Raw genomic sequence first — 25,051 nt, 5'->3', positions numbered from 1 at the left:
ATGCGCACGATCCCCGCACAGCCGACCCTGGTCGAACGGGTTGTCGAGACGATCATTTCCGAGATTGTCGATGGCGATCTGCCCTCGAACACGCGCCTGATTCAGGATGAACTGGCGCAGGCCTATGGCGTGTCGCGCCATCCGGTGCAGCAAGCGCTGCTGCTGCTGAAGACCCGCGGCCTGGTGCGCGAGGCGCCGGGGCGCGGCCTCATCGTGCCGCCGCTCGATGTCGATTTCGCCCGCAACCTCTATGAGATCAGGGCGATGCTCGACGGTCTCGCGGCACGGATGGCGGCGGAGCACGGCGCCAAGCGCGCCGCCAAGGAGGGTCCTGCCTTTCTTACGGCAGGCCGCACCGCGATCGCGAGCGGCGTGCTCAACGCACAGATCGAAGCCGACATGAAGTTTCACGGCTTCCTGTGCGAACTGTCCGGCAACCCGCTGATCGATCAGACCACCGAGCCGCATTGGCCCTATCTGCGCCGCATCATGGGCGAAGTGCTGCGCGGCGATCTGAAAATGCCCGACAACATCTGGGACGAGCATGCCGGAATTCTCGACGCCGTGATTGCCGGCGACGGCGATGCCGCCGAGCGCCTGAGCCGCGTGCACATCCACAATGCCGCCGAGGTCTTCGTGCACCGCTTGCAGCTTCGGCACAGCGAAGCGGAAGGACAGCGGCGGCAGCGGCGCATCGAGCGTTGAGCCCTCGCTTGCGAGATCCATGATTGCTTTCGACACCCTTCTCGCGACTGAACGCGAGGCCGCGCACGCCGCGCTGCGCCAAGTTCTTGGCACCGCGCATATCGATGGCGTGATGCCGGTCTCGGGCGGCGCCACCGCGGCGCGGCTGTTCCGGGTCGATACGGACGGTCGGCATTATCTGTTGCGGATGGAAGGCGAACCGAGCCCGCTGCGCAATCCGCATCAATACGTCTCGCTGCGCATCGCGGCCGAGGCCGGCATCGCGCCGCGGCTCCACTACGTCGACGAGACCGCGCGCGTCGCGGTGATGGATTTCATCGAACGACAACCGCTCGACCGTTATCCCGGCGGCCTGCCCGGACTTGCAAGGGCGCTCGGCGAATTGCTGGCGCGCCTGCAAGCGACGCCGACCTTTCCCGCCTTCGTGCGCTACCCCGACATCGTGGCCCGGCTCTGGGCCCATGTCTGCCGCACCGGGCTGTTCGCACCCGGCGTGCTCGACCGCTGCAACGCTCATCTCGAACGCGTCCGCGCAACCTATGTCTGGGACGAGGCGAACTCGGTCTCCAGCCACAACGACTCGCTCCCGGGCAACATCCTGTTCGACGGCAACAGGCTCTGGATGATCGACTGGGAATCCGCCTACCGCAGCGATCCGCTGGTCGACCTCGCCATTGTCGGCGACAGCCTGGCGCGAACGCCGGAACTGGAGACCATCCTGCATCGCGCCTGGCTTGGCCGACCGCTGGACGATGCACTGGCCGGCCGCCTCAAATTGGTGCGCGCCCTCACCCGGCTCTATTATGCCGGCGTGTTGCTCAGCGCATCCGCGACTGCCCGGCGCACCACGCCCGATACGAGTCTTGCGGCGCCGACGCTTGCCGAACTCGCAGCCGCCAGCCGCACCGGCCGGTTCAGGATCGGCACGCCTTCGGGCAAGCACGTGCTCGGCAAGATGTTTCTCGCGTCATTCCTGACCGGAGCCGTGACGCCGGGCTTCGATCTTTCGGTTTGACGTTCAGTCCGGCGGATTGAACGTCCGCGCAAAGAATACCGGCGCCCTGGCCTTCTTGAGCCGATAGAGCTGCGCCGGCCGGTTCGGTCCCTTGCGCATTTTCGCGACCGGTTCGATCAGGTCGGCGGCAAGCATGCGGGTGCGAAAGGCGCTCTTCTCCAGCGGACGATCGAGCACGATCTCGTAGGTGCGTTGCAGTTCCGGCAGCGTGAACTCCGGCGGCATCAGATAGGCGGGCAACGACGTGTACTCGACCTTACTGCGCAAACGCTGCACCGCCGCCTGCAGGATCACGGCATGATCGAAGGCGAGCTTCGGCCTCACTTTGTCGCCCTCGACCGCGAACCACTGCGCATCGGCGGCCAGCGCGCCACCGGCGGCGTGCTCCGGCAGCAATGCGAAGTAAGCGTGTGTCGCGGACCAGCCGCGCGGATCCCTCGCCGCACCGCCCCAGCTTCCGAGCTGCTCCAGATATGGACTGACCACCCTGGTTTTGTCCTTCAGCTTGCGCACTGCGCAGGCTTCGAGGTCGCGATCCCCCGCGATATCGACGAAGCCGCCGGGCAGCGCCCAAGCTCCTGGAAACGGCTCGATTTCCGTGTTTGGGCGTTGAACCAGCAAGGCCTGAAGCGCGTCTGACCTGATGGCGAAGATGACGACGTCGACGGTCGTCAATGGCCGCGGAAAGTCCAGTTCCGACTTCTTGTACATGCTCTCCCCGCTCCGTTCTCGTCGGGACGCGTCGTTTTCACGCGAACCGGTGTTCACTTCGAAAGCAATCCGGTGGCGTGAACCTTCCCGCGTCCCGGCTTGACAATAGCATGCTTAGTTGTACAGTCCAACTAACTTAGTTGCCTAGACACACTTACTTAGGAGTACCCCAGCATGTTCGGTCTTCGCTTCATCAAGGCCCAGCCGACCACGTACCTCATGAAATACCGCGGCGGCACGGTGACCCAGCAGGGCGCCGGCCTGTCCGGCTTCTACTATGGGCCAGTCACCTCGCTGGTCGCGGTCCCGATCGGCAGCCGCGACGCCGCCTTCATCTTCCAGCAGATCGCGCGCGACTTTCAGGCACTGACCGTTCAGGGTCATGTCACCTACCGGATCAGCGAGCCGCAAAAGGCCGCTGCAATGCTCAACTTCACCCTCAAGGCCGACGGCAAGACCTATGAGTCCGACGACCCCGAAAAGCTGCCGCAGCGGATTCTCGCAACCGTCGAGGTGCTGGCGCAGCAGGCAATCAAGGAACTGACCTTGAAGGAAGCCTTGCAGGCCGCCGACCGCATCGCCGGCCTGATCCAGAGCGGATTGCGGAGCCGTGCCGATATCGCGGCACTCGGCCTCGAAATCCTCGGCGTCTCGATCCGTGGCGTGAAGCCGACACCCGACACCGCCAAGGCGCTGGAGGCCGAGGCGCGCGAAGCGATCCTGAAGGGCGCGGACGAGGCGATCTTCGCGCGGCGCAACTTCGCGGTCGAGCAGGAACGTGCCATCCGCGAGAGCGAGCTCGACACCGAGATCGCGGTCGAGCAGAAGAAGCGTTCGATCCGCGAGACCCAGATGGACGCCGAGGCGAGCGTCGCGGCCAAGCAGGCCGAGCTGCGCGAGGCCGGCATGGTTGCCGACATCACGCTGGAGAGCAAGCGCAAGGATTTCGTCAGCCTCAATGCCGAGAACACCCGGACCCTGGCGGACGCCGAGGCCTATCGGGTCGGCGCGCTGATGAAGATCTTCGAGGGGGTCGATACCCGCGTGATCCAGGCACTGGCAGCCGCCGGCATGCAGCCGGGGCAGCTGATCGCGCAGGCCTTCAGCGGGATCGCCGAGAAGGCCGAGAAGATCGGCCAGCTCAACGTCTCGCCCGATCTGCTCAACACGCTGCTGGAGAAGCCCGCCACCGTGGAGGCCAGCCGTGCCCGCCGACAATGACCGCAAGATCGTCCTCGTCACCCGCAAGACGCGGCTCGAGGAATTGATTGCCAAATACCTGACGGCGGCGCAGGCCCGCTTCTATGTCGAGCATCTCGGCGCCGACTTCTCGGACTACCAGCGCGAGCACGATGTCTATCAGGCCGAGCGCCGCGTCACCGTGCAGGCGCTGGAGCAGTGGGGCCGCTACCAGGTCATCGACCGGAGTTTCCTGCCGAACTTCATCTTCGGTCCGTCCGATATCGTGGTCGCACTCGGCCAGGACGGCGTCGTCGCCAACACGATGAAGTATCTCGACGGCCATCCGCTGATCGGGCTCAACCCGGATGCCAGGCGCTATGACGGCGTTCTCTTGCCCTTCGTGCCGCACGACCTCCCTGCCCTGCTGCGCGAGGTCGCAGCCAACAAGCGCGGCCACAAGGCGGTGACGATGGCGAAGGCCGCGCTCACCGACGGGCAGGTGCTCTACGCCGTCAACGACCTCTTCGTCGGCGCGCGCACGCATACCTCGGCCATCTATGAGATCGCACTCGCCGAACAGAAGGAGCGGCAGTCCTCCAGCGGCCTGATCGTCGCAACCGGGCTCGGCTCGACCGCCTGGTTCAAGAGCATCGTCACCGGCTCGCTCGCGATCGCAGGCACCTTCGGCGGCGGCGGCGAGAGCCCGCCCTATCTGCCGCAGGCCTGGGACGCCGGCGCGCTGCGCTTCGCGGTGCGCGAGCCGTTTCCGAGCCGCACCTCGCAAGTGACCCTCGTCTGCGGCAGCCTCGACCGCGCCGAGCGCCTCAGCGTGCGCTCGCTGATGCCGGAGAACGGCGTCATCTTCAGCGATGGCATCGAGGCCGACCGGCTCGACTTCAATTCAGGAACCGAAGCGCAGATCACGGTCGCCGAGCGCGAAGGACGGCTCGTGGTGTGAGACAGCCGCGCTCGCCGGCGGCGCAGTTCACCGAGGCACCGGGTGCAGCCGCGCCAGCTGGTCCAGCGACAGACCGGCCTCGCGATCGCTCAGGGGAAAGCGGACGATGATGTCCTGGCGGCCAAGCTGCCCCCACAGTGCGTCCGACGACCATTTCTGCGGCTCGGGTCCGCGCGGCCCGTCGATCCAGATGAAATACCATTCCGCCATGGACGCGACCAAATCTCCCTCTCGGCAAGATTGATCCTTCGCGGCTCAATCCGCAACGCTGAATTTGGCGCCGGTCCGCGGCTGAGCGTCTATTCGTACGGCCTGCCGTCCTTGTGCAGGAAGCGGCCGTCGGAGCTCGGGCTCATCATGTCGATGTCGGAGCAGGTGATGACGTCGGCGCTCGATCGCGATCCGATCTCGAGATAGATGGCCGTCATCTGCGAGCGGTTGATCATGTGGTGCCCGTTGCCGGAATTCTTCGCAAACGCGGCGCAATCGCCGGCGCGCAGCACCGTCTCGCCGCCGTCTTCCACCAGCACCAACTCGCCCGCGAGCACATAGACGAACTCGTCCTCGTCCGAATGCCAGTGGCGCTGGCTCGACCAATTACCCGGCGGCAGCCGCATCAAATTGACGCCGAAGTCGGCCAGCCCGCCGGCGTCGCCGAGCCGCTGGCGCACGCGGTCGGCACAGGCCGCGGCAAATTCGGCCGGGTAACCGGTCCCCTTGCGTTCCGGCACTTTCGTCAGGTCAATCTTCGGCATGGCAGCTTCCCGGCTGGTTGGCAGGCGAACCGATGTCTCCTTACGCGAGCGCTCTCCTATCGCGACGCTACGACGAAACTGTGTCGCGGCATCGGCCGACGCAGTCAGCCGCGCCGGACCAGATCTTTCGCCATCAGGATGTCGTCGTAATAGCGGCCGTCGATCTTCAGCGCGTGCAGCTCGAGCCCGTACGTGACAAAGCCCGCTGCCTCGTAGAGCCGTCGGGCCGGCTCGTTGCCTTTGACCACGATGAGCTGCACCAGCTCGACCGATTGCGCCGCGAAATCGAGCACAGCATCGACCAGGAGCCGGCCGATACCGGCGCCGCGCGCCGCCTGCCGCACATACATTCCGACCAGCGCGCCCTTGTGCTGCCGTTTCGGCCCGTCGGCGCGAACGAAACCGACAATGCCGGCAAGTTTGCCGGCCTGAAACGCGCCAAAGATCGCCGCGCCGCGCTCCAGCCTTTCCGCGAACCAGCCGACCGGATGAACGCTCTCCGTCTCGTACGCACTGCCGAACGCCTCGGGACTCAAGCGCAGCGCCTCGAGGCGGATATCGCGATACAGCTCAGCGTCCGCGGGCAGCAGTCGCCGGATCTCGATCGAGTGCGTGTTCATTCGGTGTCCTGTCCGCGAAAAGCAATGATCGCGCGATTTCGATCGTTTACTTTGGATCTCAATCGGATCAAACACTACCCCATGGAGGCTGACAATTCCTGGCAAGAGTTGCGCGGCCACCATCACATCTGCGAGCGGCAGCGCCGACCATTTGCGCCGATCGAACCTCATCTGTTGCAACGTCACCGGGATCAAGCATGGTGTCTAACCGACTCACCGCGACCGACGCGATCGCCACCTACATCGAGGCCAAGGACCATAACCGTCCCGAGCTGATGGCCGACGCTTTCCTCGACGACTGCCAGCTCGAAATGATGGTCAAGACGACAGCCATCGCATTCCCGAGCGCGGCGGCTGGACTGGAGCAGGTCACCCGCGTTCTCGTCCGTGACTTCTCCGCCCAGTACGACAATGTGCGAACCTATTGCCTGTCGCGCCCGCCCTCGGATCACCCCAGTCAGTTTCGCTGCCGCTGGCTGGTCGGAATGACCGCCCGGCAGGACGGTGCCGTCCGCGTCGGATGCGGCAATTATGATTGGCATTTCCGCCCCGGGGACGGACGGGTCGCGCGGCTATGCATCGAGATCGCGCTGATGTCCGTGCTGCCCGCCGTGGACGCGGGCCGGATCCTGCCCTGGCTCTCTACGATCCCCTATCCATGGTGCTCCGGCCCGGATGCCGTAAGGGACATGCCTTCGATCGAGGCTCTGGCGGCGATCAGGACCTTCATCGTCGCGAGATGAACCCGCCCGAAGCGGCCGACCGCCGGTGCTACGGCCATTCCTACTCGGCCGGAAAGGCCACGCATCCATTCGCCTGGACTGCGACGCCGACTCGCGCTCCCATCGGCCAGCGCGCAACGGCGAGATCACCCGCCGATCTGATCAGCAAGCGACCATGGGCCGGTCCGGGACATTCGACGTGAAGGTCGACATGCCCGCCCTGATAGATCTGCGCTACGACATTGCCGCTGACGGCGCAGGGGTCATTCGGCCCGACGACGTTGAACTGCTCCGGCCGAACGAAGACGTCAACCGCCGATGAGCGATCGAGGCTCGCGAGCGCCTGCTTCGGGACCCGGACCGATGCGTCGCCGAGGGCAATGATCGCATCGGCGGCCTCAATCCCGAGCAGTGTCCCACGCAGCCTGTTGTTGTCCCCGACGAAGGTCGCGACGAACCGGTCCATCGGCGCCCGGTAGATGTCGACCGGGGTGCCGAGCTGCCGGATGCGCCCTTCGGACATCACTGCGACGCGGTCCGAAAGACTGAGCGCCTCCGATTGGTCGTGCGTCACGAAAATCGTGGTGAGACCGAGCTTGCGTTGGATTTCGCGCAGTTCGACCTGCATCGAGGTCCGCAGGCTCTTGTCGAGCGCCGAGAACGGCTCGTCCAGCAACAGCACGGTCGGATTGATCACGAGGGCCCGCGCGAGCGCCACGCGCTGCTGCTGGCCGCCGGACAATTGTCGTGGCCTCCTGTTCTCCTTCCCCGTGAGCTTGACCAATTCGAGGACCTCGGCGACGCGACGATCCCGCTCGGCCTTGGGGACACGGCGCGTCTTCAGGCCATAGGCCACATTGTCGGCCACGGTCATATGCGGAAACAGCGCATAGTTCTGGAACATCATCCCGATGCCGCGTTGGTAGGTTGGCACCTCGTTGACCATCCTGTCCCCGATCACGACCGATCCGCGATCCGGCCCGAGAAAGCCTGCCGCGAGATTGAGCAGCGTGGTCTTTCCGCAGCCCGACGGGCCAAGCAGCGTCAGAAATTCGCCGGGATCGATGTCGAGCGAGACGTTGTTGAGCGCCACGACGTCGTCGAACCGCTTGGTGACCGCCTCGAAACGAACCGCCGCCTCCTTGCGCTCGCGCTTGCTGCTTTCGGACATCGCCGCTCCCTATCGATGCTCTTGTTCAATGTTGAGGACTTTGCCCAGCCCGAGGAACGCGTTGGCGAAGATGATCAACGCGGCGGTGGCGACGATGTACATCACCGAGAGGGCCGCCATCGACGGATCGGCAAACTCGCGCACGTAATTGTACATCGCGACCGGCAGGGTCTGCGTGCGCTGCGACGTCACGAACAGCGAGGCGGTGAACTCGTTGAAGGAGAGGATCGCGGCAAACAGCCACCCGCTCACCAGTCCCGGCAGCAACAGCGGCAGGGTGATGGTCCACAGCACGCGCAGTGGCCCGGCACCGAGGCTCGACGCCGCGAGCTCATAGCTTTGATCCAGATTCTTCAGCGAGACGTAGACGCTGCGCAAGACGAACGGCAGCACCAGGATGACGTGACAGACCACGACCACGGCAAAGCCCCGGCTCAGCCCGATCTGCGCAGCCAGGATGAGGAAGCCGAGCCCCACGGTGAAATGCGGAATCACCAATGGCGACACCAGGATCGCCTCGATGACCTTCTTGAACGGGATGTTGTAGCGGTCGATGACGAACGCGAACATGGCGCCGACGCACAGTGCGATCGTCGAACTCCAGACCGTCACCGTCAGGCCGTTGAAGAAGCCCTGGCGAAAGTCCTCATAGCTGAGCGCGCGGCCGAACCAGCGCCAGGACCAGGCCTGCGGCGGAAACGACAGGATCGGCTTGTCGTTGAACGCGGCGATCGTGACCACGACGGCCGGTAGCAAGAGAAACAGGACGATCAGAATGACAACCAGGCGCCCGATCCAGCCGAGAACCCTCTGGTAGGTCGATCGCGGCGTCATTCAGTGCACCTCGATCTTCTGTAGCGGGCTCGTGGCGAGCTTCAGAAGCGCCAGGACCACCGCCGTCAACGCCAGGCCGGCGACGCAAAGCGTCGCGGCAAATGGAAAATTGAAGCTCGCGAAGCCGAGCTGATAGACCAGGTTGGAGAGCATGTTGACGCGTCCTCCTCCGATCAGTTGCGGCGTGGCGAAGGCCGAGAACGTCCATGCGAAGGCCGTCGTGGTGCCCGCGATCACACCGGGCATCGACAAAGGCAGCGTGACGGTCAGGAACACCCTGATCGGTCCCGCCCCCAGGCTCTCGGCGGCCCGCGCATAATCGCGATCGATGTGCGACAGTCCGGCCGCGAGCATGATCACCATCACCGGCAGCGTCACATGGACGAGGGCGACGATGACGCCGAACGGCGTGAACATGAACTGGATCGGCTTGATGACGAGCCCTGTCCATAACAGGACGGCGTTGATGAAGCCGTTATTGCCGAGAACGATGATCCAGGAATAGGTCCGGACCACCTCTCCGAGGAACAGCGGCGTGACCACGATCACCAGCAGGAAGGAGCGGATGATTGGTTGCTCGACGCGCACCAGGGCGTAGGCAAGTGGATAGCCGACGACCAAGGTCGCCAGGGCGGTCGCTGCGCAAATCAGCACGGTGTCGAGAAACACGCGGGCGTAGAGCGGCTTCAGGAGATCGGCGAAATTGGCGAGCGTGAAGCCGCCCGGATCGAGCGAGCCCGGAACATAGGCGCGCAGGCTGTATTGCAGGACCGCGGCCAGCGCCGCCAGAAACCCGACCGCACAAAGCGCCGCCGGAGCCGTGAAGGTGCCTACGAACGGTTGCCGCTTCATGATGCGCGCCCGCTGCCAAGAACGCTCAACTGACGCTCAATTCATGATGTTCTCGGCGAACCATTTCCGCCATTCGGCGGTCTTGCTCGCGCGCAGCTTCGCATCGATGTTGATCTGCTGCTTCCACTGTTCGGCGCTGGTGAAGACCCCGGGAAGCTTGGCGATCTCTGGATCGAGCTTGGCATTCAGCACGGCCGGGCTGCCCTTCTTCTGCTTCGAGATCTCGGCCTGGATCTCGGGATCGTAGAGCGTGTTGATGAACTTGTGGGCGAGATCGACCTTCTTCGAGCCCTTCATGATCGCGACGGTGTCGATGCCCAGCACCGCGCCCTCCTTGGGCATCGCAAGCGTGATCGGGATACCCTGCCCCATCATGTAATAGGCGTTCATCGAAAGCACGATCTGCACCGGAGTCTCGCCGCTGGCGAGCAGTTGCTGGCTGTTGGCGTCGTTGGTGTAGAACGCCTTGAAGTTCGGCTTCAGTGCTTTCAGCTTGGCCTCGCCCTGCTCCCAATGCGCCGCGTCGGCACCCGAGAGAATCGCAGCGACGGCGATGATGTGGCTCGGATCGAAGTCCGGCGCCGCGAGCTTGTCCTTGAGCTGAGGGCTCCAGAGCTCGTTCCAGCTGTCGAACTTCAGATCCTTGATGAGATCAGATCGATAGCCAATGGTGTAGACATAGGCCCAGGCGCCCAGATGATAGGGGCTGATCCGCGCCTCTTCCGCCAGGTTCTTGGCGTTCGGAATCTTCGACGTATCGATGGTTTCGAAAAGGCCGTCATTTGCATAGAGCCAGCCGACATGCGAGGTGGTGAACGTCACGTCGCTCTCGGGATTACCCTTGGCGAGCTTTTCCTTGTTGAGCCGGTCGATAGTGCCGCCGGTGACGAATTCGACCTTCACGCCCGTTTCAGCGGTGAACTTCTTCGCAACCGTCTCGGCGACCAGATCGCGCCAGCTGCCGCCCCAGATACTGACGACCAGCTTGTCTTGCGCATGGGCAGGCACGGTGAACAACAAGGCGATCAGCAACGACCAGACGCGTGTCATCGGTCTTCTCTCCCGCAATTGTGGATTGCCCCGCCCGGCTCCGTTGCAATCGCAATCTCCAATTAAAACTATCATCAGCTTAATAGTACCTTTTATCAAGGATTATCGTATCGACAATAGTACCTTTCTTGCGTAGCCTTGGCGGCAGCTGTGGAGGAGGCCTTGATGACGTCGTCGACGCTGGGCGCGGTCTCGCACCGCCCATCCGAGATCCTGGACACGCTGAAACGCTTGGGGTTCGGCCTGGTCGTCGCCGTGCCGGACAGCTGGCTTGGCGAGATTCTGGTGCGGATCGATCAGGAGCCGGGCATGACCCTGGTTCGCGCGACGCACGAAGAGGAGGCCCTCGCCATTGCCTGCGGCAGCCGCCTCGGCGGCGTGCGCACCGCTTTGCTGGTGCAGAACGCGGGGGTCCTGAGCATGGGCGCCGGCCTCGTCTCGCTGGCGCAGCGCTATCAGTTTCCGCTGCTGATGCTGGTTTCCTACCGCGGCACACCGGAGGATGCGGTCTTCTATCACATTCCTAAGGGACGAGCCACGGAGCCGGTGTTCCGCGGCATCGGTCTCAATCACGCATGCGCCGACAGGCATCGTCCGATCGGCGCGCAGGTCGAGCAGGCCGCGACCTATGCGGAAGAAGGCTCTTGTCCGTTCGCCCTGCTTCTGTCCCGGGAGGATATTCAATGGTGACCGGACGCCGCGCCAGCCGGGGCGACTATTACAAGGCACTTGCCGCGCACCTGCCGCCGCAAGCGTTGGTGGTGACCTCGCTCGGCAACGCCTCGTATCTCTGGGCCTCGGTTCATCACACGCCCGGCAATTTCTACTTCGAGGACGCCATGGGACTCACTTTGCCGCTCGCACTCGGCCTCGCACTTGCCCAGCCGAAGCGGCCGGTCATCGCGGTGGAAGGCGACGGCGCCTTGCTCATGCATATGGGTGCCCTCGTCACCATCGGCGCGATGAACCCTGCCAATCTCACGATATTGCTGATCCAGAACGGCGTGCATGCCGCATCCGGCGGACAGGCTCTGACCAATGCGACGCTCGATCTCGCGCAATTGGCGCGGGCCGCGGGCATCGCGCACGCCGAGAATCTTGCGCAACCGCAAGCGCTCGGCAAGAAGATCGGGCAGATCGAGGACCGCCGCGGCGTCGAGATGCTGGTGCTGGCAACGGAGCCGGACGTGGAGCCGATCCGGCCGCCCGTCTCGCTCGATCCGATCGCGACCAAGCAACGCTTCATGGCCGAGATCAAGGCTCCACGTTACGTGCCGACCTTGTTCGGCGGTGGCCGGCTCGAGCCCGAATAGACGCACCTGCCGGCTCGGTTCTCATCATGAGGGACAGCCCATCGTACTCACGGTTGTTCGACAGATTGCGCTCGCCACCGAACGGAAAGGCACGCCGCCATGACTGACGACGAAGGCCCGCTCTATTGCGATGTTCCGGCATCGATCGCAGCCGGCGCACCGGTCTTGCACTTGCGCCGACGCGGGCCTGCGCCCCGCATAGTGGCAAGATCGGGGGTTCTGACGGGTTGTCGAGCCGAGGGCGCGCCAGCGCCCTGCTTCTGTTGTCATGCGCCTCGTTTGGCGAAGCCTGGCCTTCGCTTGAATTGCTGCTTGGCCGAGATCGCGACGGTTAGCACCTCGCCCGGGGCGGCATGCGATGCGCGCGATGCCAGTCCCGGTTCAGCGCCATCGCGATCGGTCCTACATCGCCTTGACGATGTTCTCGGTGACCTTCTTGGCGTCGCCGAGCAGCATCATGGTGTTGTCGCGGTAGAACAGCGGATTGTCGATGCCCGCATAGCCCGACGCCAGCGAGCGCTTGATGAACATCACGGTGCCGGCCTTCCACACCTGCAGCACCGGCATGCCGTAGATCGGCGAGGTCTTGTCCTCTTCGGCCGCCGGGTTGGTGACGTCGTTGGCGCCGATCACGAACGCGATGTCGGCCTGCGCGAACTCCGAATTGATGTCCTCGAGCTCGAACACCTCGTCATAGGGCACGTTGGCCTCGGCCAGCAGCACGTTCATGTGGCCGGGCATGCGGCCCGCCACCGGGTGGATGGCGTACTTCACCTCGACGCCTTCCTTCTTCAAAAGGTCGGCCATCTCGCGCAGCGCGTGCTGGGCCTGCGCCACCGCCATGCCGTAGCCGGGCACGATGATCACCTTGGAGGCGTTCTTCATGATGAAGGCGGCGTCGTCGGCCGAGCCGAGTTTTGCGGGCTTCTGCTCGCCGGAGCCGCCGCCGGCCGCCGCGGTCTCGCCGCCGAAGCCGCCGAGGATCACCGAGATGAACGAGCGGTTCATCGCGTGGCACATGATGTAGGACAGGATCGCGCCCGACGAGCCGACCAGCGCGCCGGTGATGATCAGCGCCGAGTTGCCGAGCGTGAAGCCGATGCCGGCCGCGGCCCAACCGGAGTACGAGTTCAGCATCGAGATCACGACCGGCATGTCGGCGCCGCCGATCGGGATGATCATCAAGACGCCGAGCGCCAGCGCCAGGATCACGATCATCCAGAAGTCGAACGCGCTGCCCGACAGCACGAGACCGACGATGAAGAACACCAGCGCCAGCGCCAGCACGATGTTGATGACGTGGCGGAACGGCAGGATGATCGGCGCACCGCTCATCCTGGCCGACAGCTTCAGGAACGCTATCACCGAGCCGGTGAAGGTCAACGCGCCGATCGCAACCCCGAGCGACATCTCGACCAGGCTCTGCGGATGGATGTTGCCTGATGTGCCGATGTCGAACGCCTCGGGCGCATAGAACGCACCGGCGGCGACCAGCACCGCGGCCATGCCGACCAGCGAGTGGAACGCGGCGACGAGCTCCGGCATCGAGGTCATCGGCACCCGGCGGGCGATCACCGCACCGATGCCGCCGCCGATCGCGACCGCGAGGATCACCAGCAGCCAGGCCACGCCGTCGGCCGGCGGATGGGCCGCAAGCGTGGTGCCGACCGCGATCGCCATGCCGATCATGCCGAACATGTTGCCCTGGCGCGACGACGCCGGGCTCGACAGCCCGCGCAGCGACAGGATGAACAGCACCCCCGCCACGAGATACAACAGTGCAGAGAGATTGGCGCTCATCTCAGGTCCCCCCAAATTCTTGACTCACCCCGAGGTGGTTGCCGTTACTTGGCTTTCTTCTTGTACATCGCCAGCATGCGCTGGGTGACCAGGAAGCCGCCGAAGATGTTCACGCAGGCGAAGATCAGCGCCACGAAGCCGAAGCCGCGGGCCCAGCCCGAGCCGCTCGACACCATGCCGACGCCGACCGCGAGCAGCGCACCGACCACGATCACCGAGGAGATCGCGTTGGTCACGCTCATCAGCGGCGTGTGCAGCGCAGGCGTCACCGACCACACCACGAAATAGCCGACGAACACGGCGAGCACGAAGATCGACAGCCGGAACACAAAGGGATCGACGGCCTGCGCGAGATGCTCCATGGCTTGGCTCCTTACTTCGGCTGGAAGTTGGGATGGATGACGGCGCCGTCCTTGGTCAGCGCGGTGGCCTTCACCAGCTCGTCGTCCCAGTTGACCGCGAGCGCCTTGCTGGCCTTGTCGACCATGGTCTCGATGAACGAGAACAGGTTGCGCGCGTAGAGGCTGGAGGCCGAGGCCGCGACCCGGCCGGCGACATTGGTGTAGCCGACGATCTTGATGCCGTCGGTCTCGACCACCTCGCCGGGCTTCGCGCCCTCGACATTGCCGCCGCGCTCGACCGCGAGATCGACCAGCACCGAGCCGGGCTTCATCGACTTCACCATCTCGCCCGAGACCAGCTTCGGCGCCGGACGGCCCGGGATCAGCGCGGTGGTGATCACGATGTCCTGCTTCTTGATGTGCTCGGCGGTCAGCGCGGCCTGCTTGGCCTGGTACTCCTTGGACATCTCCTTGGCGTAGCCACCGGCGGTCTGCGCGTTCTTGAACTCCTCGTCCTCGACGGCGAGGAATTTGGCGCCGAGGCTCTCCACCTGCTCCTTGGTCGCGGGGCGGACGTCCGTCGCGGTCACCACCGCGCCGAGCCGCCGCGCGGTCGCGATCGCCTGCAAACCGGCGACGCCGACGCCCATCACGAACACTTTCGCAGCCGGAACGGTGCCCGCCGCGGTCATCATCATCGGGAAGGCGCGGCCGAACGCCTCGGCGCCCTCGATCACGGCCCGGTAGCCGGCCAGGTTGGCCTGCGACGACAGCACGTCCATCACCTGGGCGCGGGTGATGCGCGGCATCAGCTCCATCGCGAACGCCGACACCCCGGCATCGGCCATCGCCTTCAGCGCCGCCTCGTTGCCGTAGGGATCCATGATCGCGATCACCAGCGCGCCGCGCTTGTACTGCGACAGCTCGGTGGCTTCCGGCCGCTTCACCTTGATGATGATGTCGGCGTCCTTCAGCGCATCGGCGCTGACGGTGGCGCCCACGGCCGTGAACTCCGAATCGGGCAGCCCCGACTTGATCCCCGCCCCCGGCTCGACCGCGACCTCGGCGCCCAGCGCCTTGAACTTCTTCACGGTGTCCGGCGAGGCCGCAACCCGCGGCTCCGACGGATCGATTTCCTTCGCTACGGCAATCTTCACTTACCGAACCCTTCCTTGGCAAAAACCCACCTGCGGCCGGGCACGCTCATCGCCGTTCATTTCCAAACGACACGATGCCTCCGGAACCGAATTGCGCGCAGCGTTCGGCAAACTTGACGACCTCGGCACGGCTCTTGCGATCGCTGATCTGCATGAACGCCATCAGCAGCGCGATGCACTCGTCCGACTTCTGGTCGTCCCTTGCTTTCTGCAGATCCACCATCATTGACCCGACATCGCGTCGCCGTTCGGACGCCCGCACGTCGCCAGAACGGCAGTTCCTGTCGTCCTGCCGTTTCGATTTTTTGAATTGCCGCTATCCGCCGAGATATGCCGAGCGGACATGCTCGTCATCGATCAGCTCTTTGCCGCTGCCCGACAGCACGACGGCCCCGGTCTCGAGAAGGTACGCATAGTCGCACATCTCGAGAGCGGAGTACGCATTCTGCTCGACCATCAGGACGGTCGTGCCCGACTTGCGGATATTGTCGATGATCGTGAACACCTGCTCGACAATGTTGGGCGCCAGTCCGAGCGAAGGTTCGTCGAACATGATCAGCTTGGGCCGGGACATGATGGCGCGCCCGATCGCCAGCATCTGCTGCTCGCCGCCCGACAGCGTGCCGGCGATCTGGCCGCGGCGCTCCGCCAGCCGCGGAAACATGCCGAAGATCCGCTCCCGGTCTGCCTCGATCTCGCGCTGGTCGGTGCGGAGATACGCGCCCATGTCGAGATTCTCATCAACGGTCATGTCGAAGAACACCCGCCGCCCCTCCGGACAATGCGCGATACCGAGGCTGAGGATCTGCCGGGCCGAGCACTTCGTGATATCCTTGCCCTCGAGCGTGATGCGGCCCGACGCCGACGGCAATATTCCCGAGATCGCGCGCAGCGTCGTACTCTTGCCCGCGCCGTTCGCGCCGATCAGCGCCACGAGCTGCCCGCGCTCGATCTCGAGCGTGACACCCTTGACCGCTTCGACCTTGCCGTAGCGGCATACGAGATTCTCAATGCGCAGCATGCCGGCTCGCCTTTTCGCCAAGATAGGCCCGTATCACCTCGGGGTTGCCGCGAATCTCCGCAGGCGGTCCCGAGGCGATGATACGGCCGTAGTTCAACACGACAATCCGGTCGGAGACGCCCATCACCATGGGAACATCGTGTTCGACCAGAAGGATGGACATGCCACGCTTGTGAAGCTTGTCGAGCAGCTCCATGAAACGCGCGGTCTCGGTGGCGTTCATGCCCGACACCGGCTCGTCGAGCAGAAGCATCGACGGATCCGATGCCAGCGCCAGTGCGACGCCGAGCAGCCGCTGGTCGCCGTATGACAGCGAACCCGCGAGCTCGTCCGCCCGACGTGCAATGCCGACCATCTCGAGCAATTCCTGCGCGAGATGGCGCAGCTCGGCTTCTGATTGCTTCTCCCGGGGCAGCGCCAGCAACACATCGAGCAGGCTCGATCGTCCGCGCCGATGCAGACCGATCATGACATTGTCGAACACCGTCACGCTCTGGAACACGCTGGTCCGCTGAAAGGTCCGCGCCAGTCCAAGCGACGTCACCTGATGCGGTTTCAGATTGCTGAGCGAGTTGCCGCGGTAGCGGACCTCGCCCTTGGTCGGCCGCAGGAATCCGGTGATGACGTTGAAGGCGGTCGTCTTGCCCGCGCCGTTAGGCCCGATGAGACTGACGACCTCCCCTTGTTGACGGTGAAGCTCATGTCGGCGATTGCCACCAGCCCACCGAAGTGCACGGCGATGTGCTCAACGGATAGAACGGGCTCCGGCGTCGCGAGATCGATAGCGGTCATGGCGTGTCGCGCACCTTGGCTTGATAGGAATCTGCGCTGCTCGGCTCCTTGCGAGGGGTCAGGAACCATTTCTCGATCGCCGGAACGATTCCGGTGGGCAGCACAAAGACGATGATGATCATCAGCAGACCATAGAGGATCCACTGAATCTCGGGCGCCGCGAACGACCGGACAGCGACCGGCAGGAAGCCGAAGATGAGGCCGCCCACGATCGGGCCGGCCAGCGTGCCCTTGCCGCCCGAGATCACCATGATCACGATCGTGACGGTGTATATGAACGCAAACACGTCCGGATCGATGATCTTCAGGTAATGCGCGTAGAGGCTCCCCGCCGCGCCGGCGATGCCAGCGGAGAACACCGCGGCCAGCACCAGATAACGCGTGACGTCGATGCCGACCGAGACCGCGAGCGACTCGTTCTCCTTGAGAGCGACCATCGCGCGCCCGACCCGCGAATAGACCAGGCGCCGGATCACCACATAGGCGACGACGGCGACGCCGAGCACCAGATAGTAGTTCGACTGCTTGCTGTAGAAATCCAGCGAACCCAACCCGGGCAATCCAAGCGTCATCGGTGGGATCGAGGTCAGCGCCAGCGGCCCCTGCGTCAGCTCGACCCAGTTCAACGCGATCAGCCTGACGACCTCGGCGAAGCTGACGGTCACGATGACGAAATAGGCACCTCTCACCCTGAACGACAATTTGCCGACGGCATAGCCGCAGATCGCCGCAACCAGCGTGCCGATCACGAAACCCGACCAGGGCGGCCAGGGTTCATGAACTACACGAAAGCCGCCGATCAGTTCGACATCGAAGCCGAGCGAGACCAGTGCGCTGGTGTAAGCGCCGATACCGAAGAAGGCGACATGTCCCAGGCTGAGCTGCCCGGTATAGCCGAGCAGCAGATTGAGGCTCATGGCGGCAATGATGAAGATGCCCGTCGTGATGAACGTATTGAGCAGATAGGGATCTTGCAGCCACAGCGGTACCGACGCGAACGCCAGCAGCGAGAGATAGGGGATCAGCCGCTTCATCCGACGCGCTCCACGCGGGCGAATAGCCCCGTCGGCCTGAACAGAAGCACGGCGATGATGATCAGGAATCCCATGGCGTCGCGGTAACCGGACGAGATGTAGCCGGCGCCGAGTTCCTCGGCCAGCGCGAGCAGGAAGCCGCCGATCGTGGCGCCCTGAATGCTCCCCAGCCCACCGAGAATGACGATCGCAAACGACTTCAGCGACGCCAGATTGCCCATCTGCGGCGAGATCACATAGACCGGCCCCAGCAACGCTCCGGCGGCCGCGGCAAGGCTCGAGCCGATCGCAAACGTCGCCATGTAGATGAACTGGATGTTGACGCCCATCAATGATGCGGCGTCGCGGTCCTGGAACGTCGCTCGCATCGCCTTGCCGAGCTTGGTCCGGTTGATCAGGAAATAAGCCACACCGATCAGCGCAAGCGCAGCGCAGAACACGAACAGGCGCAGCCAGGAGACGGAGAACGACCCGATCACGAGCGGCAGCTCCGGAAACGGCGTCGCGACCGACTTGGCAACCCCGCCCCAGACGAACTGCTCGCCGTTCTGCATCACGATCATGGCGCCGATCATGACCAGCATCGTGGTGTCGATGTCGGCACCGCGCATCGGCCGCAGCAACACGAACTCCAGGAGAGCGCCGAGCAGACAGCCCGCGACGATTGCCGCGATCAGCGCAACGAAGAAGTTCGCGCCGAGCATGATCGCCACGAAGTAGAGAATATACGCTCCGAACGAATAGAGCTCGCCATGCGCGAAATTGACCACGCGCATGATGCCGAAGATCAGCGTCAGGCCGATCCCCAGCAAGGCGTAGGTACTTCCGAGGATGAGCGTGTTGATGAGGTGTTGAAGAAGCTCGGTCATGATCAATGGCTTCGGCCGAACGATTGCGCGGGCCGCCGTGTGGTTGGAGGAAAGCAAATGCCACGGGGGTCGCCCGACGGGCGGCACCCCGCGCGCGACGTGCGGGTCTTACGATCCCGACAGGACCACCTTATCGTTCTCGATCTTGATCAGATAGAGATTGGGCATGCTTTGTCCGCTCTCCTTGCCGGCCGGTCCCTGCTTGACGAATTTGATCGGACCGTTGAGGCCGGTGAAGTCGACCTTCCAGAGCGCCTCGGTGATGGCTTCCGGGTCAGCCTTGCCGGCACGCTGGATCGCATTGGCGATGGTGCGGATGCCGTCATAGCCGCGGAAGCTCTCGGTGGCGCCTGCGAAGGCGAAGCCGCGCTTCTTCCACTCGCCGAGGAAGTAGTTGGTCGCGACCGGATCCGGCGTCTTGTCCGGATACCAGGGCGCGAAGGTGGTCAGGTGCATCGAGCCGTTGGCGGCGGCGCCGGCCTGCTCGATCAGCTGGTCGGGATTCTGCGAGCCGCCGGTCGTGACGATCTTCTTGGTGATGCCGAGCGCGGCGGCCTGCTTGAGCACCAGCGTCAGCTGCTCGACGGCCGTCGTGACCATGATCGTGTCGGAGTCAGACGCCTTGATCTTGGAGAGCTGGGCGCTCATGTCCTGTGCGGCCTGATCCATGATCTCGACGAGGCCGATCTGGATGTTCTGCGCCTTCAGCGCCTTGCCGAAATCGTCGGCCGAACCACGACCCCAATCATTGTTGATGACGAGGAAGTCGGCCTTCTTGATGCCGAGCGTCGGCATGATCGGCTTGAACTCGGCCGCTTCGACCGACGACGGCGGCGAGATACGGAAGATATAGGGATTGCCCGACGTCGTGATCTTGCTGGACGACGACGTCTCGACCACCATCGGGATCTTGTATTCCATCAGCTTCGGCATCACCGCGAGCGTGAGGCTGGATCCCCACGCGCCCATCATGACCGGGACCTTGTCGCGCGTGATCAGTTTCTCCGCAACAGCCGCAGCCTCGGTCGGATTGCTCTTGTTGTCCTCGATGACGAGCTCGATCTTGCTACCGAGCAACCCGCCCTTCGCGTTGATCTCGTCAGCGGCGATCTTGGCGCCGTTGACGACATAGGTTCCGGATGCCGCGAAGGGTCCGGTGAGCGGCTCGTTGACGCCAATCTTGATGGTTTGGGCAGCAGCGCCAGCTGCCGTCAGGCTCGACATCATCCCAGCCAACGCGACGCTGAGAAGCAATCCGTGTGTTCGGCTCATCTTTCCTCTCCTGCTCGTTTTGAGCGTTCTTCGAAACCTGAAACAGGGATACAGCGCGCCGCCCGTGGTCTTGCCGGCTCTTGTTCGGCGGCCGCTCAACTGGATGATCCTATCATCCTATATTTAGTATATTAATATCAATCCTCGTTCACGCGTCAAGTCTTCCGGCTGCTGCATTTTGCGCCGCACTGCTGTCATTTCGCACAAAACAAACGGACCGCACCGATCTACGAAGCCATCGCACGGTCCGGCAATGGCATTAGCCGTCGTTGCGACCACTTGCCTCATTGTTGAATTCAGTCGTCAGTCGATCCCACTCGTTGAGACTGTCCTGAATGCGGGTCCAGAAAGACTGCGCACGACGTCGTTCAAAATCAGCGACAGCAACGCCTTGCTGCTCGACCCAGGTATAGTAGCCGAGATTGAAGATCGCGCGCCGCTTCGTCTCGGTCAGCTCGACGACGTGATCGGAGGCGACACCGAGCAAACATGCGCCGAATGTTTCGGCCGCGTTGATCTCATCGAAGCCTCTCGAATAGTGAGACTGCTCGAACTGCGTACGCTCGCTCTGATAGAGCGAGGCACTGTCCGTCGCCACCGTCACGATCACCTGGTCCGGGCCGTACGCCATCTGCTTGGCGAGCTTGATGGCCGCGACGATGTTGGCGAACCCGGAAATGCCGACGTGATCGAAACTGCGCACCAGCGCCGGCTCGAGACCGCGGCGCCGCTCGAGATAATTCCGGCCGGTCTTCGATCCGAACAGCAGGTTCAACCGGTCGGTGACGCGGTCCGAGACGCCGACCACGAAATCCAGATTCATGACGTTCTGGATCAAGGGAATGTGCTTGTCGCCGATCCCCTGGATATTATGCTCGCCATAGCCGTTGTTGAGCATGGTGGGACATTCGAGCGCCTCGACGGCCGCCGTCTTGGAGCCCCAGCGGGTCTTGAGAAAATCACCGGCCGCGATCGTGCCTGACGATCCCGTGGCGGAGACGAAGGCGGCGAGCTCGTAATCCTGATCCGCCTTGAAGGCCTTGAAAGCCTCCTCCGCCGCCCGTCCCGTGCACGTATAATGGATGAGATAGTTCGAGAACGACGAGAACTGATTGAGGATGACATTGCTGTCGTCCGCTCTCAGCTCGGCGCATTTGTCGTAGATTTCCTTGACGTTGCTCTCGGTGCCCGGCGTCCTCACGATGTCGCTGGGATCGCTGACCCATTTCTCGAGCCATTCGAACCGTTCGCGGCTCATCCCCTCCGGCAACACTGCGACGCCGCGGCAGCCGAGAATACGGGAGACCGCGACCCCGCCGCGACAGTAGTTGCCGGTCGACGGCCAGACCGCCTTCTGCTCCGCCGGATCGAAGCGGCCGGTCACCAACTGCTCGATCAAGGCGGCATAGGCGGGCAGCACCTTGTGCGCGCCAATCATCGGAAATCGGTTGCCGAGCAGGACGATGATCGGTGCGTCGACGCCGGTGAACTCCTTGCGCAGGACGATGTGCCCCGGCACCCAGTCCCTGCTCCTGCGGTTGGTCCCATTATACCAATGCATGCGGTAGAGATTGGCCGCGTTCGGCTCGTCGGGCCCGACCGACTCGATCTCTCCCCACAGGCGCGCGGAAGGCACGTCCGGATGCGCGAGCTGCGAGAAGGTCGGCAGCTTAAGCTTGAGCTTGCGGGCCTGCGACGCCGCCTTGCGCCAGATTTGCTGATCAACGATCGAAGGCTCGATAAGGAACGTCATGGTCAGTTTCCGTCAAAGGCTGCGTGAGCCGCCTGCCGCGCATGCGGCGCCGGCGGCTTGCCGTTCGCAGACGGCATCGAATGAGCGTTGGCGACGGGCATCGCCGGCGTCGCCGTAGAGCGTCGTACGCTGCCGCGGGACGCGTCCGGAGGAGACGATAATCGATTCCATCTCCTGGGGTGTCATTTCCTGGCCATGCGCAGCGCCGGCAGAGCGGGAGATGCTCTCGTCCATGAGCGTGCCGCCGAGATCGTTCACGCCGGCCGCGAGGCACTGGCGGACACCCTCGGGTCCCATCTTCACCCACGAGGTCTGGATGTTGGTGATGAAGGGATTGAGCACCAGCCGGGCGACGGCATGCATCAGGATCGCCTCGCGGAAAGTCGGCCCCGGCCGGGCCCTGCCCTTCAGATAGACCGGCGCTTCCATATGGACGAAGGGAAGCGGAACGAATTCAGTGAACCCGCCCGTCTCTGCCTGCAGACGCCGCACGCGCAGCAGATGGCGCGCCCAATGCTCATATCGTTCGATATGACCGAACATGATCGTCGCGGTCGACTTGAACCCGACGAGGTGAGCGGTGCGCATCACGTCGAGCCATTGCTGGGTGCGGATCTTGTCCGCGCACAGCGTCTCCCGCACCTCGTCATCGAGGATCTCGGCGGCCGTCCCCGGCAATGTGCCGAGACCAGCGGCCTTGAGCCGTTGCAGAAACTCGGCAACGGGAATGCCGAGGGTCTGAGCACCCTGGTGGATTTCAAGCGGCGAGAACGCGTGCATGTGCATGTCCGGCACGGCGCCCTTAACGGCCCGGCAGACATCAAGATATTTCTGGCCGGTGTAGGACGGATGGATGCCGCCCTGCATGCAGACTTCGGACGCGCCGCGATCCCAGGCTTCGACGACGCGCTGCGCGACTTCGCTCATCTCGAGGTCGTACGGCTTGCCGCGGAGGTTCTCGCTCATCTTGCCCTTCGAGAAGGCGCAGAACTGGCATTTGAACGAGCAAATGTTGGTGTAGTTGATGTTCCGGCAGACGACATAGGAAACCACGTCGCCATTAACCGCGCGTCTGAGCTCGTCGGCACCGCGGCAGACTGTCCCGAAATCGTCCTCATGCGCGCGGAACAAGCGGACGATCTCGCCCTCGGTCAGTTCGCTGCCGCGCTGGGCGTGCGCGATGATCGCAGGAACGTCGGTCGCGACGGAGCTACGCGCAGGACGCTTGCGCCACTCCAGTTCACGGGCTGGAAGGCTGCCGACATGTCCAGGATGCCAGTCATCGGTGCGCGGCGCCCCATCGCCATCGATCCTGTCGAGAACCGATTTCAGCAATTTGCTGTCGAGCCAGCGCGAGGGATTCCGCGCGAACGCCGGATAGATCGGCAGGCGCTTGGCCAGCCGCTTGCCGGCGGACCGCGTCGCCGCTTCCAGCAGCCGCAGATGCGGCCATGGCGCCTCGGGGTTGACGTGATCTGGGGTGACGGGTGAGACCCCTCCCCAGTCATTGATCCCCGCGGCGACAACCCGCCCGAGCGCCGCCGGGCTTAGGTTGGGCGGAGCCTGGATGTTCATGCCCGGCTCGAAGAGCAGACGCGCTATCGCGATGGTCCAAAGATGGTCCTCGACCGACGGCGCCTCCGCGGTCGCCATCCGGGTGCCCGCCTTGGGCCTGAAGTTCTGGATGATGATTTCCTGGATGTGGCCGTGCGCATCGTTGAGATCGCGCAACGCGAGCAGCGCATCGACGCGCTCGGCACGCGTCTCGCCGATCCCGATCAGGATGCCCGACGTGAACGGGACTGCGAGCTTGCCTGCGGCTTCGATGGTTTCGAGCCGCACCGCCGGCACCTTGTCGGGCGAGCCGAAATGCGGGCCACCCTTCGCACAGAGCCGCTCCGACGCGGATTCGAGCATGATGCCCTGCGAGACCGAGACCTTGCGCAACATCGCAAGATCCTCCGCGGACATGATCCCGGGGTTGATGTGCGGAAGAAGGCCGGTGCGCTCGAAGACCGCCTTTGCGACTTCGGCCACATATGACAGCGTCGAGTCATGCCCGAGCCTCGCGAGCTCCTCGCGTGCGATCCTGTAGCGGAGCTCCGGCTTGTCACCGAGGGTGAAAAGCGCCTCGTGGCAGCCGGCCTCCTTGCCAGCTTGCGCGATCGCGACCGCCTCGTCGATGGACAGATACGGCTTGATGCCGGTGCGCGGGGCGTGCGCGAACGTGCAATAATGGCAAACGTCGCGGCACAGCTGCGTGAGCGGGATAAAGACTTTCGGCGAATAGGTCACGGCATCGCCATGGGCGGCGTCGCGGCGACTTGCAGCGGCCCTCAGCAGTTCGGTCGTGTCGGCGATATCGACGAGTTCGTAGGCCTGATCGCGCGACAGACGTTGATCGAGCCTCAAGTCGGGCAGCAAAGTCATCAGAACAGCCTCACGGGAGCAGGAGCGTCTTCGACACCGAAACGCTCGGCGATGTTGATCTGGTCCACGAAGGATCGGGTCATTCCGCGATCCTGCGACGCCAGCAGATAGGGTCCGAAATCGAGCGGGCAGTCGATGTCCTTGCCGATGCCGTCGGATTTCAGCACGCTGACACCGAGGTCGCGCGCGCGCGCGGTGCTGCGATGCCGGCGAAAGCTGTCCTCGCCGAACTGCGGTTGCAGCAGCCGGGGCGAGCGCATCGCGAGCGCATTGGTGCCGCCATCGTACAAGGCCGGCACCAGCACGATCGGCGTGTGGTTGAGCAATTCGACCACGTTCTCGAAATCCCGCGAGGCGGCGAAGGGAATGTCGGCCGGGACGATCATGACCCGGCGATCATAGATCTCGAACGCATCGAGACCGAACTGCACGGCCTTGTTCACGCCGGCCTCCGCCGGGTCGAAAATCGCCGCGGCACCAAACGACTTGGCGATAGCGAGCGCGTCCAGATCGGAGCTGACCACGGCGATCCCGTCGACGGTCCTTGCGGCGTTGAGGCTTTGCAGGACGTCGCGCAGCATCGCCTGCGCAAGCTCGGCGCGCTCCGGCGCGTAGAGGATGTCGCCCAGCCTGCTCTTCGCGCGACTGAACTTCTTCACGGGAACAAGTGCCCAGGTCTCGGAATGGCCCATCG

26 protein-coding genes and 1 pseudogene are annotated in these 25,051 nt (G+C 64.0%); 7 read left to right on the top strand and 20 right to left on the bottom strand.

Annotation, left to right across the window (positions count from 1 at the left end; genetic code table 11):
- Together CWS35_RS20325 and CWS35_RS20320 are read left to right on the top strand one after the other, a co-directional pair.
- On the top strand, positions 1-705 hold the full coding sequence (locus CWS35_RS20325) for a GntR family transcriptional regulator (RefSeq protein ID WP_100953400.1): 705 nt from the start codon (positions 1-3) through the stop codon (positions 703-705).
- Positions 706-724: 19 nt separating this feature from the next.
- Entirely contained in the window at positions 725-1,720 is a 996-nt protein-coding gene (locus CWS35_RS20320; protein WP_157817195.1) for a phosphotransferase, read from the top strand.
- Between the two features lie 3 nt (positions 1,721-1,723).
- On the opposite strand, the gene CWS35_RS20315 is transcribed toward CWS35_RS20320, so the two are convergent.
- On the bottom strand, positions 1,724-2,431 hold the full coding sequence (locus CWS35_RS20315; RefSeq protein WP_100953396.1) for an NUDIX domain-containing protein: 708 nt from the start codon (positions 2,429-2,431) through the stop codon (positions 1,724-1,726).
- A 174-nt stretch (positions 2,432-2,605) separates the two neighbouring features.
- On the opposite strand from CWS35_RS20315, the gene CWS35_RS20310 reads away from it, so the two are divergent.
- Both CWS35_RS20310 and CWS35_RS20305 read left to right on the top strand, forming a co-directional pair.
- Positions 2,606-3,652, top strand: a complete 1,047-nt coding sequence (locus CWS35_RS20310) for an SPFH domain-containing protein (protein ID WP_100953394.1) — start codon at positions 2,606-2,608, stop codon at positions 3,650-3,652.
- Complete coding sequence (locus CWS35_RS20305) at positions 3,636-4,571, top strand: sugar kinase (protein ID WP_100953392.1); 936 nt, start codon at positions 3,636-3,638, stop codon at positions 4,569-4,571. Before CWS35_RS20310 ends, CWS35_RS20305 begins: the two co-directional genes overlap by 17 nt.
- Positions 4,572-4,598: 27 nt before the next feature.
- Here the strand turns inward: CWS35_RS20305 and CWS35_RS20300 are convergent, their stop codons facing one another.
- The 3 genes from CWS35_RS20300 to CWS35_RS20290 all read right to left on the bottom strand — a co-directional run bounded on the left by CWS35_RS20300 (position 4,599) and on the right by CWS35_RS20290 (position 6,132).
- Entirely contained in the window at positions 4,599-4,781 is a 183-nt protein-coding gene (locus CWS35_RS20300) for a hypothetical protein (RefSeq protein ID WP_244442102.1), read from the bottom strand.
- Between the two features lie 89 nt (positions 4,782-4,870).
- A complete protein-coding gene (locus CWS35_RS20295; RefSeq protein ID WP_100953389.1) occupies positions 4,871-5,326 on the bottom strand; it encodes a cupin domain-containing protein in 456 nt (151 codons plus the stop codon).
- Between the two features lie 104 nt (positions 5,327-5,430).
- Entirely contained in the window at positions 5,431-6,132 is a 702-nt protein-coding gene (locus CWS35_RS20290) for a GNAT family N-acetyltransferase (protein ID WP_245439076.1), read from the bottom strand.
- 11 nt (positions 6,133-6,143) lie between these two features.
- Here CWS35_RS20290 and CWS35_RS20285 point away from each other — a divergent pair, with 11 nt between their 5' ends.
- Positions 6,144-6,689 carry a hypothetical protein gene (locus tag CWS35_RS20285; RefSeq protein ID WP_100953385.1) on the top strand — a complete coding sequence of 182 codons (546 nt, stop codon included), beginning with the start codon at positions 6,144-6,146 and terminating at the stop codon, positions 6,687-6,689.
- Between the two features lie 40 nt (positions 6,690-6,729).
- On the opposite strand, the gene CWS35_RS20280 is transcribed toward CWS35_RS20285, so the two are convergent.
- Genes CWS35_RS20280 through CWS35_RS20265 form a run of 4 tightly spaced genes read right to left on the bottom strand, consistent with a single transcriptional unit; the run spans position 6,730 to position 10,575 of the window.
- Positions 6,730-7,839 (bottom strand): ABC transporter ATP-binding protein, encoded by a 1,110-nt coding sequence (locus tag CWS35_RS20280; protein WP_100953383.1) that lies wholly within the window; start codon positions 7,837-7,839, stop codon positions 6,730-6,732.
- Positions 7,840-7,848: 9 nt separating this feature from the next.
- Positions 7,849-8,673: an ABC transporter permease gene (locus tag CWS35_RS20275; protein WP_100953381.1), complete on the bottom strand. Its 825-nt coding sequence runs from the start codon at positions 8,671-8,673 to the stop codon at positions 7,849-7,851.
- Positions 8,674-9,525 carry an ABC transporter permease gene (locus CWS35_RS20270; RefSeq protein ID WP_100953379.1) on the bottom strand — a complete coding sequence of 284 codons (852 nt, stop codon included), beginning with the start codon at positions 9,523-9,525 and terminating at the stop codon, positions 8,674-8,676.
- Between the two features lie 36 nt (positions 9,526-9,561).
- On the bottom strand, positions 9,562-10,575 hold the full coding sequence (locus CWS35_RS20265; RefSeq protein ID WP_024578513.1) for a PotD/PotF family extracellular solute-binding protein: 1,014 nt from the start codon (positions 10,573-10,575) through the stop codon (positions 9,562-9,564).
- A gap of 165 nt (positions 10,576-10,740) precedes the next feature.
- On the opposite strand from CWS35_RS20265, the gene CWS35_RS20260 reads away from it, so the two are divergent.
- Positions 10,741-11,265 carry a thiamine pyrophosphate-binding protein gene (locus CWS35_RS20260; RefSeq protein ID WP_145987277.1) on the top strand — a complete coding sequence of 175 codons (525 nt, stop codon included), beginning with the start codon at positions 10,741-10,743 and terminating at the stop codon, positions 11,263-11,265.
- Positions 11,259-11,888 carry a thiamine pyrophosphate-dependent enzyme gene (locus CWS35_RS20255; RefSeq protein WP_157817194.1) on the top strand — a complete coding sequence of 210 codons (630 nt, stop codon included), beginning with the start codon at positions 11,259-11,261 and terminating at the stop codon, positions 11,886-11,888. Before CWS35_RS20260 ends, CWS35_RS20255 begins: the two co-directional genes overlap by 7 nt.
- 402 nt (positions 11,889-12,290) lie before the next feature.
- Here CWS35_RS20255 and CWS35_RS20250 read toward each other — a convergent pair whose 3' ends face one another.
- From CWS35_RS20250 to cofC, 12 genes and pseudogenes are all read right to left on the bottom strand, one after another.
- Positions 12,291-13,688, bottom strand: coding sequence for an NAD(P)(+) transhydrogenase (Re/Si-specific) subunit beta (locus tag CWS35_RS20250; protein WP_100554770.1), 1,398 nt, complete (start codon positions 13,686-13,688; stop codon positions 12,291-12,293).
- A gap of 44 nt (positions 13,689-13,732) precedes the next feature.
- A complete protein-coding gene (locus tag CWS35_RS20245) occupies positions 13,733-14,050 on the bottom strand; it encodes a proton-translocating transhydrogenase family protein (protein ID WP_016841609.1) in 318 nt (105 codons plus the stop codon).
- Positions 14,051-14,061: 11 nt separating this feature from the next.
- Positions 14,062-15,186, bottom strand: a complete 1,125-nt coding sequence (locus CWS35_RS20240) for a Re/Si-specific NAD(P)(+) transhydrogenase subunit alpha (protein ID WP_100953376.1) — start codon at positions 15,184-15,186, stop codon at positions 14,062-14,064.
- A gap of 46 nt (positions 15,187-15,232) precedes the next feature.
- Entirely contained in the window at positions 15,233-15,412 is a 180-nt protein-coding gene (locus tag CWS35_RS20235) for a hypothetical protein (protein WP_100953374.1), read from the bottom strand.
- Positions 15,413-15,502: 90 nt separating this feature from the next.
- Positions 15,503-16,207 carry an ABC transporter ATP-binding protein gene (locus CWS35_RS20230; RefSeq protein WP_024585163.1) on the bottom strand — a complete coding sequence of 235 codons (705 nt, stop codon included), beginning with the start codon at positions 16,205-16,207 and terminating at the stop codon, positions 15,503-15,505.
- Positions 16,194-16,999: pseudogene (locus CWS35_RS20225) on the bottom strand (ABC transporter ATP-binding protein). Before CWS35_RS20225 ends, CWS35_RS20230 begins: the two are co-directional and overlap by 14 nt.
- Entirely contained in the window at positions 16,996-18,033 is a 1,038-nt protein-coding gene (locus tag CWS35_RS20220; protein WP_100953372.1) for a branched-chain amino acid ABC transporter permease, read from the bottom strand. The pseudogene CWS35_RS20225 and the gene CWS35_RS20220 overlap by 4 nt, the downstream one beginning before the upstream one ends.
- Entirely contained in the window at positions 18,030-18,902 is an 873-nt protein-coding gene (locus CWS35_RS20215) for a branched-chain amino acid ABC transporter permease (RefSeq protein WP_024585166.1), read from the bottom strand. The genes CWS35_RS20220 and CWS35_RS20215 overlap by 4 nt, the downstream gene beginning before the upstream one ends.
- A gap of 108 nt (positions 18,903-19,010) precedes the next feature.
- Positions 19,011-20,174, bottom strand: coding sequence for an ABC transporter substrate-binding protein (locus tag CWS35_RS20210; RefSeq protein ID WP_100953370.1), 1,164 nt, complete (start codon positions 20,172-20,174; stop codon positions 19,011-19,013).
- Between the two features lie 259 nt (positions 20,175-20,433).
- Positions 20,434-21,927 carry a pyridoxal-phosphate dependent enzyme gene (locus tag CWS35_RS20205; RefSeq protein WP_024585168.1) on the bottom strand — a complete coding sequence of 498 codons (1,494 nt, stop codon included), beginning with the start codon at positions 21,925-21,927 and terminating at the stop codon, positions 20,434-20,436.
- Between the two features lie 12 nt (positions 21,928-21,939).
- The gene (gene cofH, locus CWS35_RS20200) at positions 21,940-24,357 is read right to left on the bottom strand and encodes a 5-amino-6-(D-ribitylamino)uracil--L-tyrosine 4-hydroxyphenyl transferase CofH (RefSeq protein WP_100953368.1); all 2,418 of its coding nucleotides are present in this window, start codon (positions 24,355-24,357) and stop codon (positions 21,940-21,942) included.
- A complete protein-coding gene (gene cofC, locus CWS35_RS20195) occupies positions 24,357-25,049 on the bottom strand; it encodes a 2-phospho-L-lactate guanylyltransferase (protein WP_100953366.1) in 693 nt (230 codons plus the stop codon). Before cofC ends, cofH begins: the two co-directional genes overlap by 1 nt.
- Positions 25,050-25,051: the final 2 nt, after the last annotated feature.

Source organism: Bradyrhizobium sp. SK17, assembly GCF_002831585.1.
Lineage (GTDB): Bacteria > Pseudomonadota > Alphaproteobacteria > Rhizobiales > Xanthobacteraceae > Bradyrhizobium.
This window is presented reverse-complemented; position numbering and strand designations above follow the sequence as displayed.

Coding starts and splice junctions, on each gene's coding strand:
- CWS35_RS20275 (WP_100953381.1), bottom strand. CDS start 8,673: ATGACGCCGCGATCGACCTACCAGAGGGTTCTCGGCTGGATCGGGCGC.
- CWS35_RS20220 (WP_100953372.1), bottom strand. CDS start 18,033: ATGAAGCGGCTGATCCCCTATCTCTCGCTGCTGGCGTTCGCGTCGGTA.
- CWS35_RS20270 (WP_100953379.1), bottom strand. CDS start 9,525: ATGAAGCGGCAACCGTTCGTAGGCACCTTCACGGCTCCGGCGGCGCTT.
- CWS35_RS20210 (WP_100953370.1), bottom strand. CDS start 20,174: ATGAGCCGAACACACGGATTGCTTCTCAGCGTCGCGTTGGCTGGGATG.
- CWS35_RS20315 (WP_100953396.1), bottom strand. CDS start 2,431: ATGTACAAGAAGTCGGAACTGGACTTTCCGCGGCCATTGACGACCGTC.
- CWS35_RS20265 (WP_024578513.1), bottom strand. CDS start 10,575: ATGACACGCGTCTGGTCGTTGCTGATCGCCTTGTTGTTCACCGTGCCT.
- CWS35_RS20235 (WP_100953374.1), bottom strand. CDS start 15,412: ATGATGGTGGATCTGCAGAAAGCAAGGGACGACCAGAAGTCGGACGAG.
- CWS35_RS20260 (WP_145987277.1), top strand. CDS start 10,741: ATGACGTCGTCGACGCTGGGCGCGGTCTCGCACCGCCCATCCGAGATC.
- cofH (WP_100953368.1), bottom strand. CDS start 24,357: ATGACTTTGCTGCCCGACTTGAGGCTCGATCAACGTCTGTCGCGCGAT.
- CWS35_RS20325 (WP_100953400.1), top strand. CDS start 1: ATGCGCACGATCCCCGCACAGCCGACCCTGGTCGAACGGGTTGTCGAG.
- CWS35_RS20245 (WP_016841609.1), bottom strand. CDS start 14,050: ATGGAGCATCTCGCGCAGGCCGTCGATCCCTTTGTGTTCCGGCTGTCG.
- CWS35_RS20215 (WP_024585166.1), bottom strand. CDS start 18,902: ATGACCGAGCTTCTTCAACACCTCATCAACACGCTCATCCTCGGAAGT.
- CWS35_RS20320 (WP_157817195.1), top strand. CDS start 725: ATGATTGCTTTCGACACCCTTCTCGCGACTGAACGCGAGGCCGCGCAC.
- CWS35_RS20255 (WP_157817194.1), top strand. CDS start 11,259: ATGGTGACCGGACGCCGCGCCAGCCGGGGCGACTATTACAAGGCACTT.
- CWS35_RS20250 (WP_100554770.1), bottom strand. CDS start 13,688: ATGAGCGCCAATCTCTCTGCACTGTTGTATCTCGTGGCGGGGGTGCTG.
- cofC (WP_100953366.1), bottom strand. CDS start 25,049: ATGGGCCATTCCGAGACCTGGGCACTTGTTCCCGTGAAGAAGTTCAGT.
- CWS35_RS20310 (WP_100953394.1), top strand. CDS start 2,606: ATGTTCGGTCTTCGCTTCATCAAGGCCCAGCCGACCACGTACCTCATG.
- CWS35_RS20285 (WP_100953385.1), top strand. CDS start 6,144: ATGGTGTCTAACCGACTCACCGCGACCGACGCGATCGCCACCTACATC.
- CWS35_RS20205 (WP_024585168.1), bottom strand. CDS start 21,927: ATGACGTTCCTTATCGAGCCTTCGATCGTTGATCAGCAAATCTGGCGC.
- CWS35_RS20295 (WP_100953389.1), bottom strand. CDS start 5,326: ATGCCGAAGATTGACCTGACGAAAGTGCCGGAACGCAAGGGGACCGGT.
- CWS35_RS20280 (WP_100953383.1), bottom strand. CDS start 7,839: ATGTCCGAAAGCAGCAAGCGCGAGCGCAAGGAGGCGGCGGTTCGTTTC.
- CWS35_RS20230 (WP_024585163.1), bottom strand. CDS start 16,207: ATGCTGCGCATTGAGAATCTCGTATGCCGCTACGGCAAGGTCGAAGCG.
- CWS35_RS20300 (WP_244442102.1), bottom strand. CDS start 4,781: ATGGCGGAATGGTATTTCATCTGGATCGACGGGCCGCGCGGACCCGAG.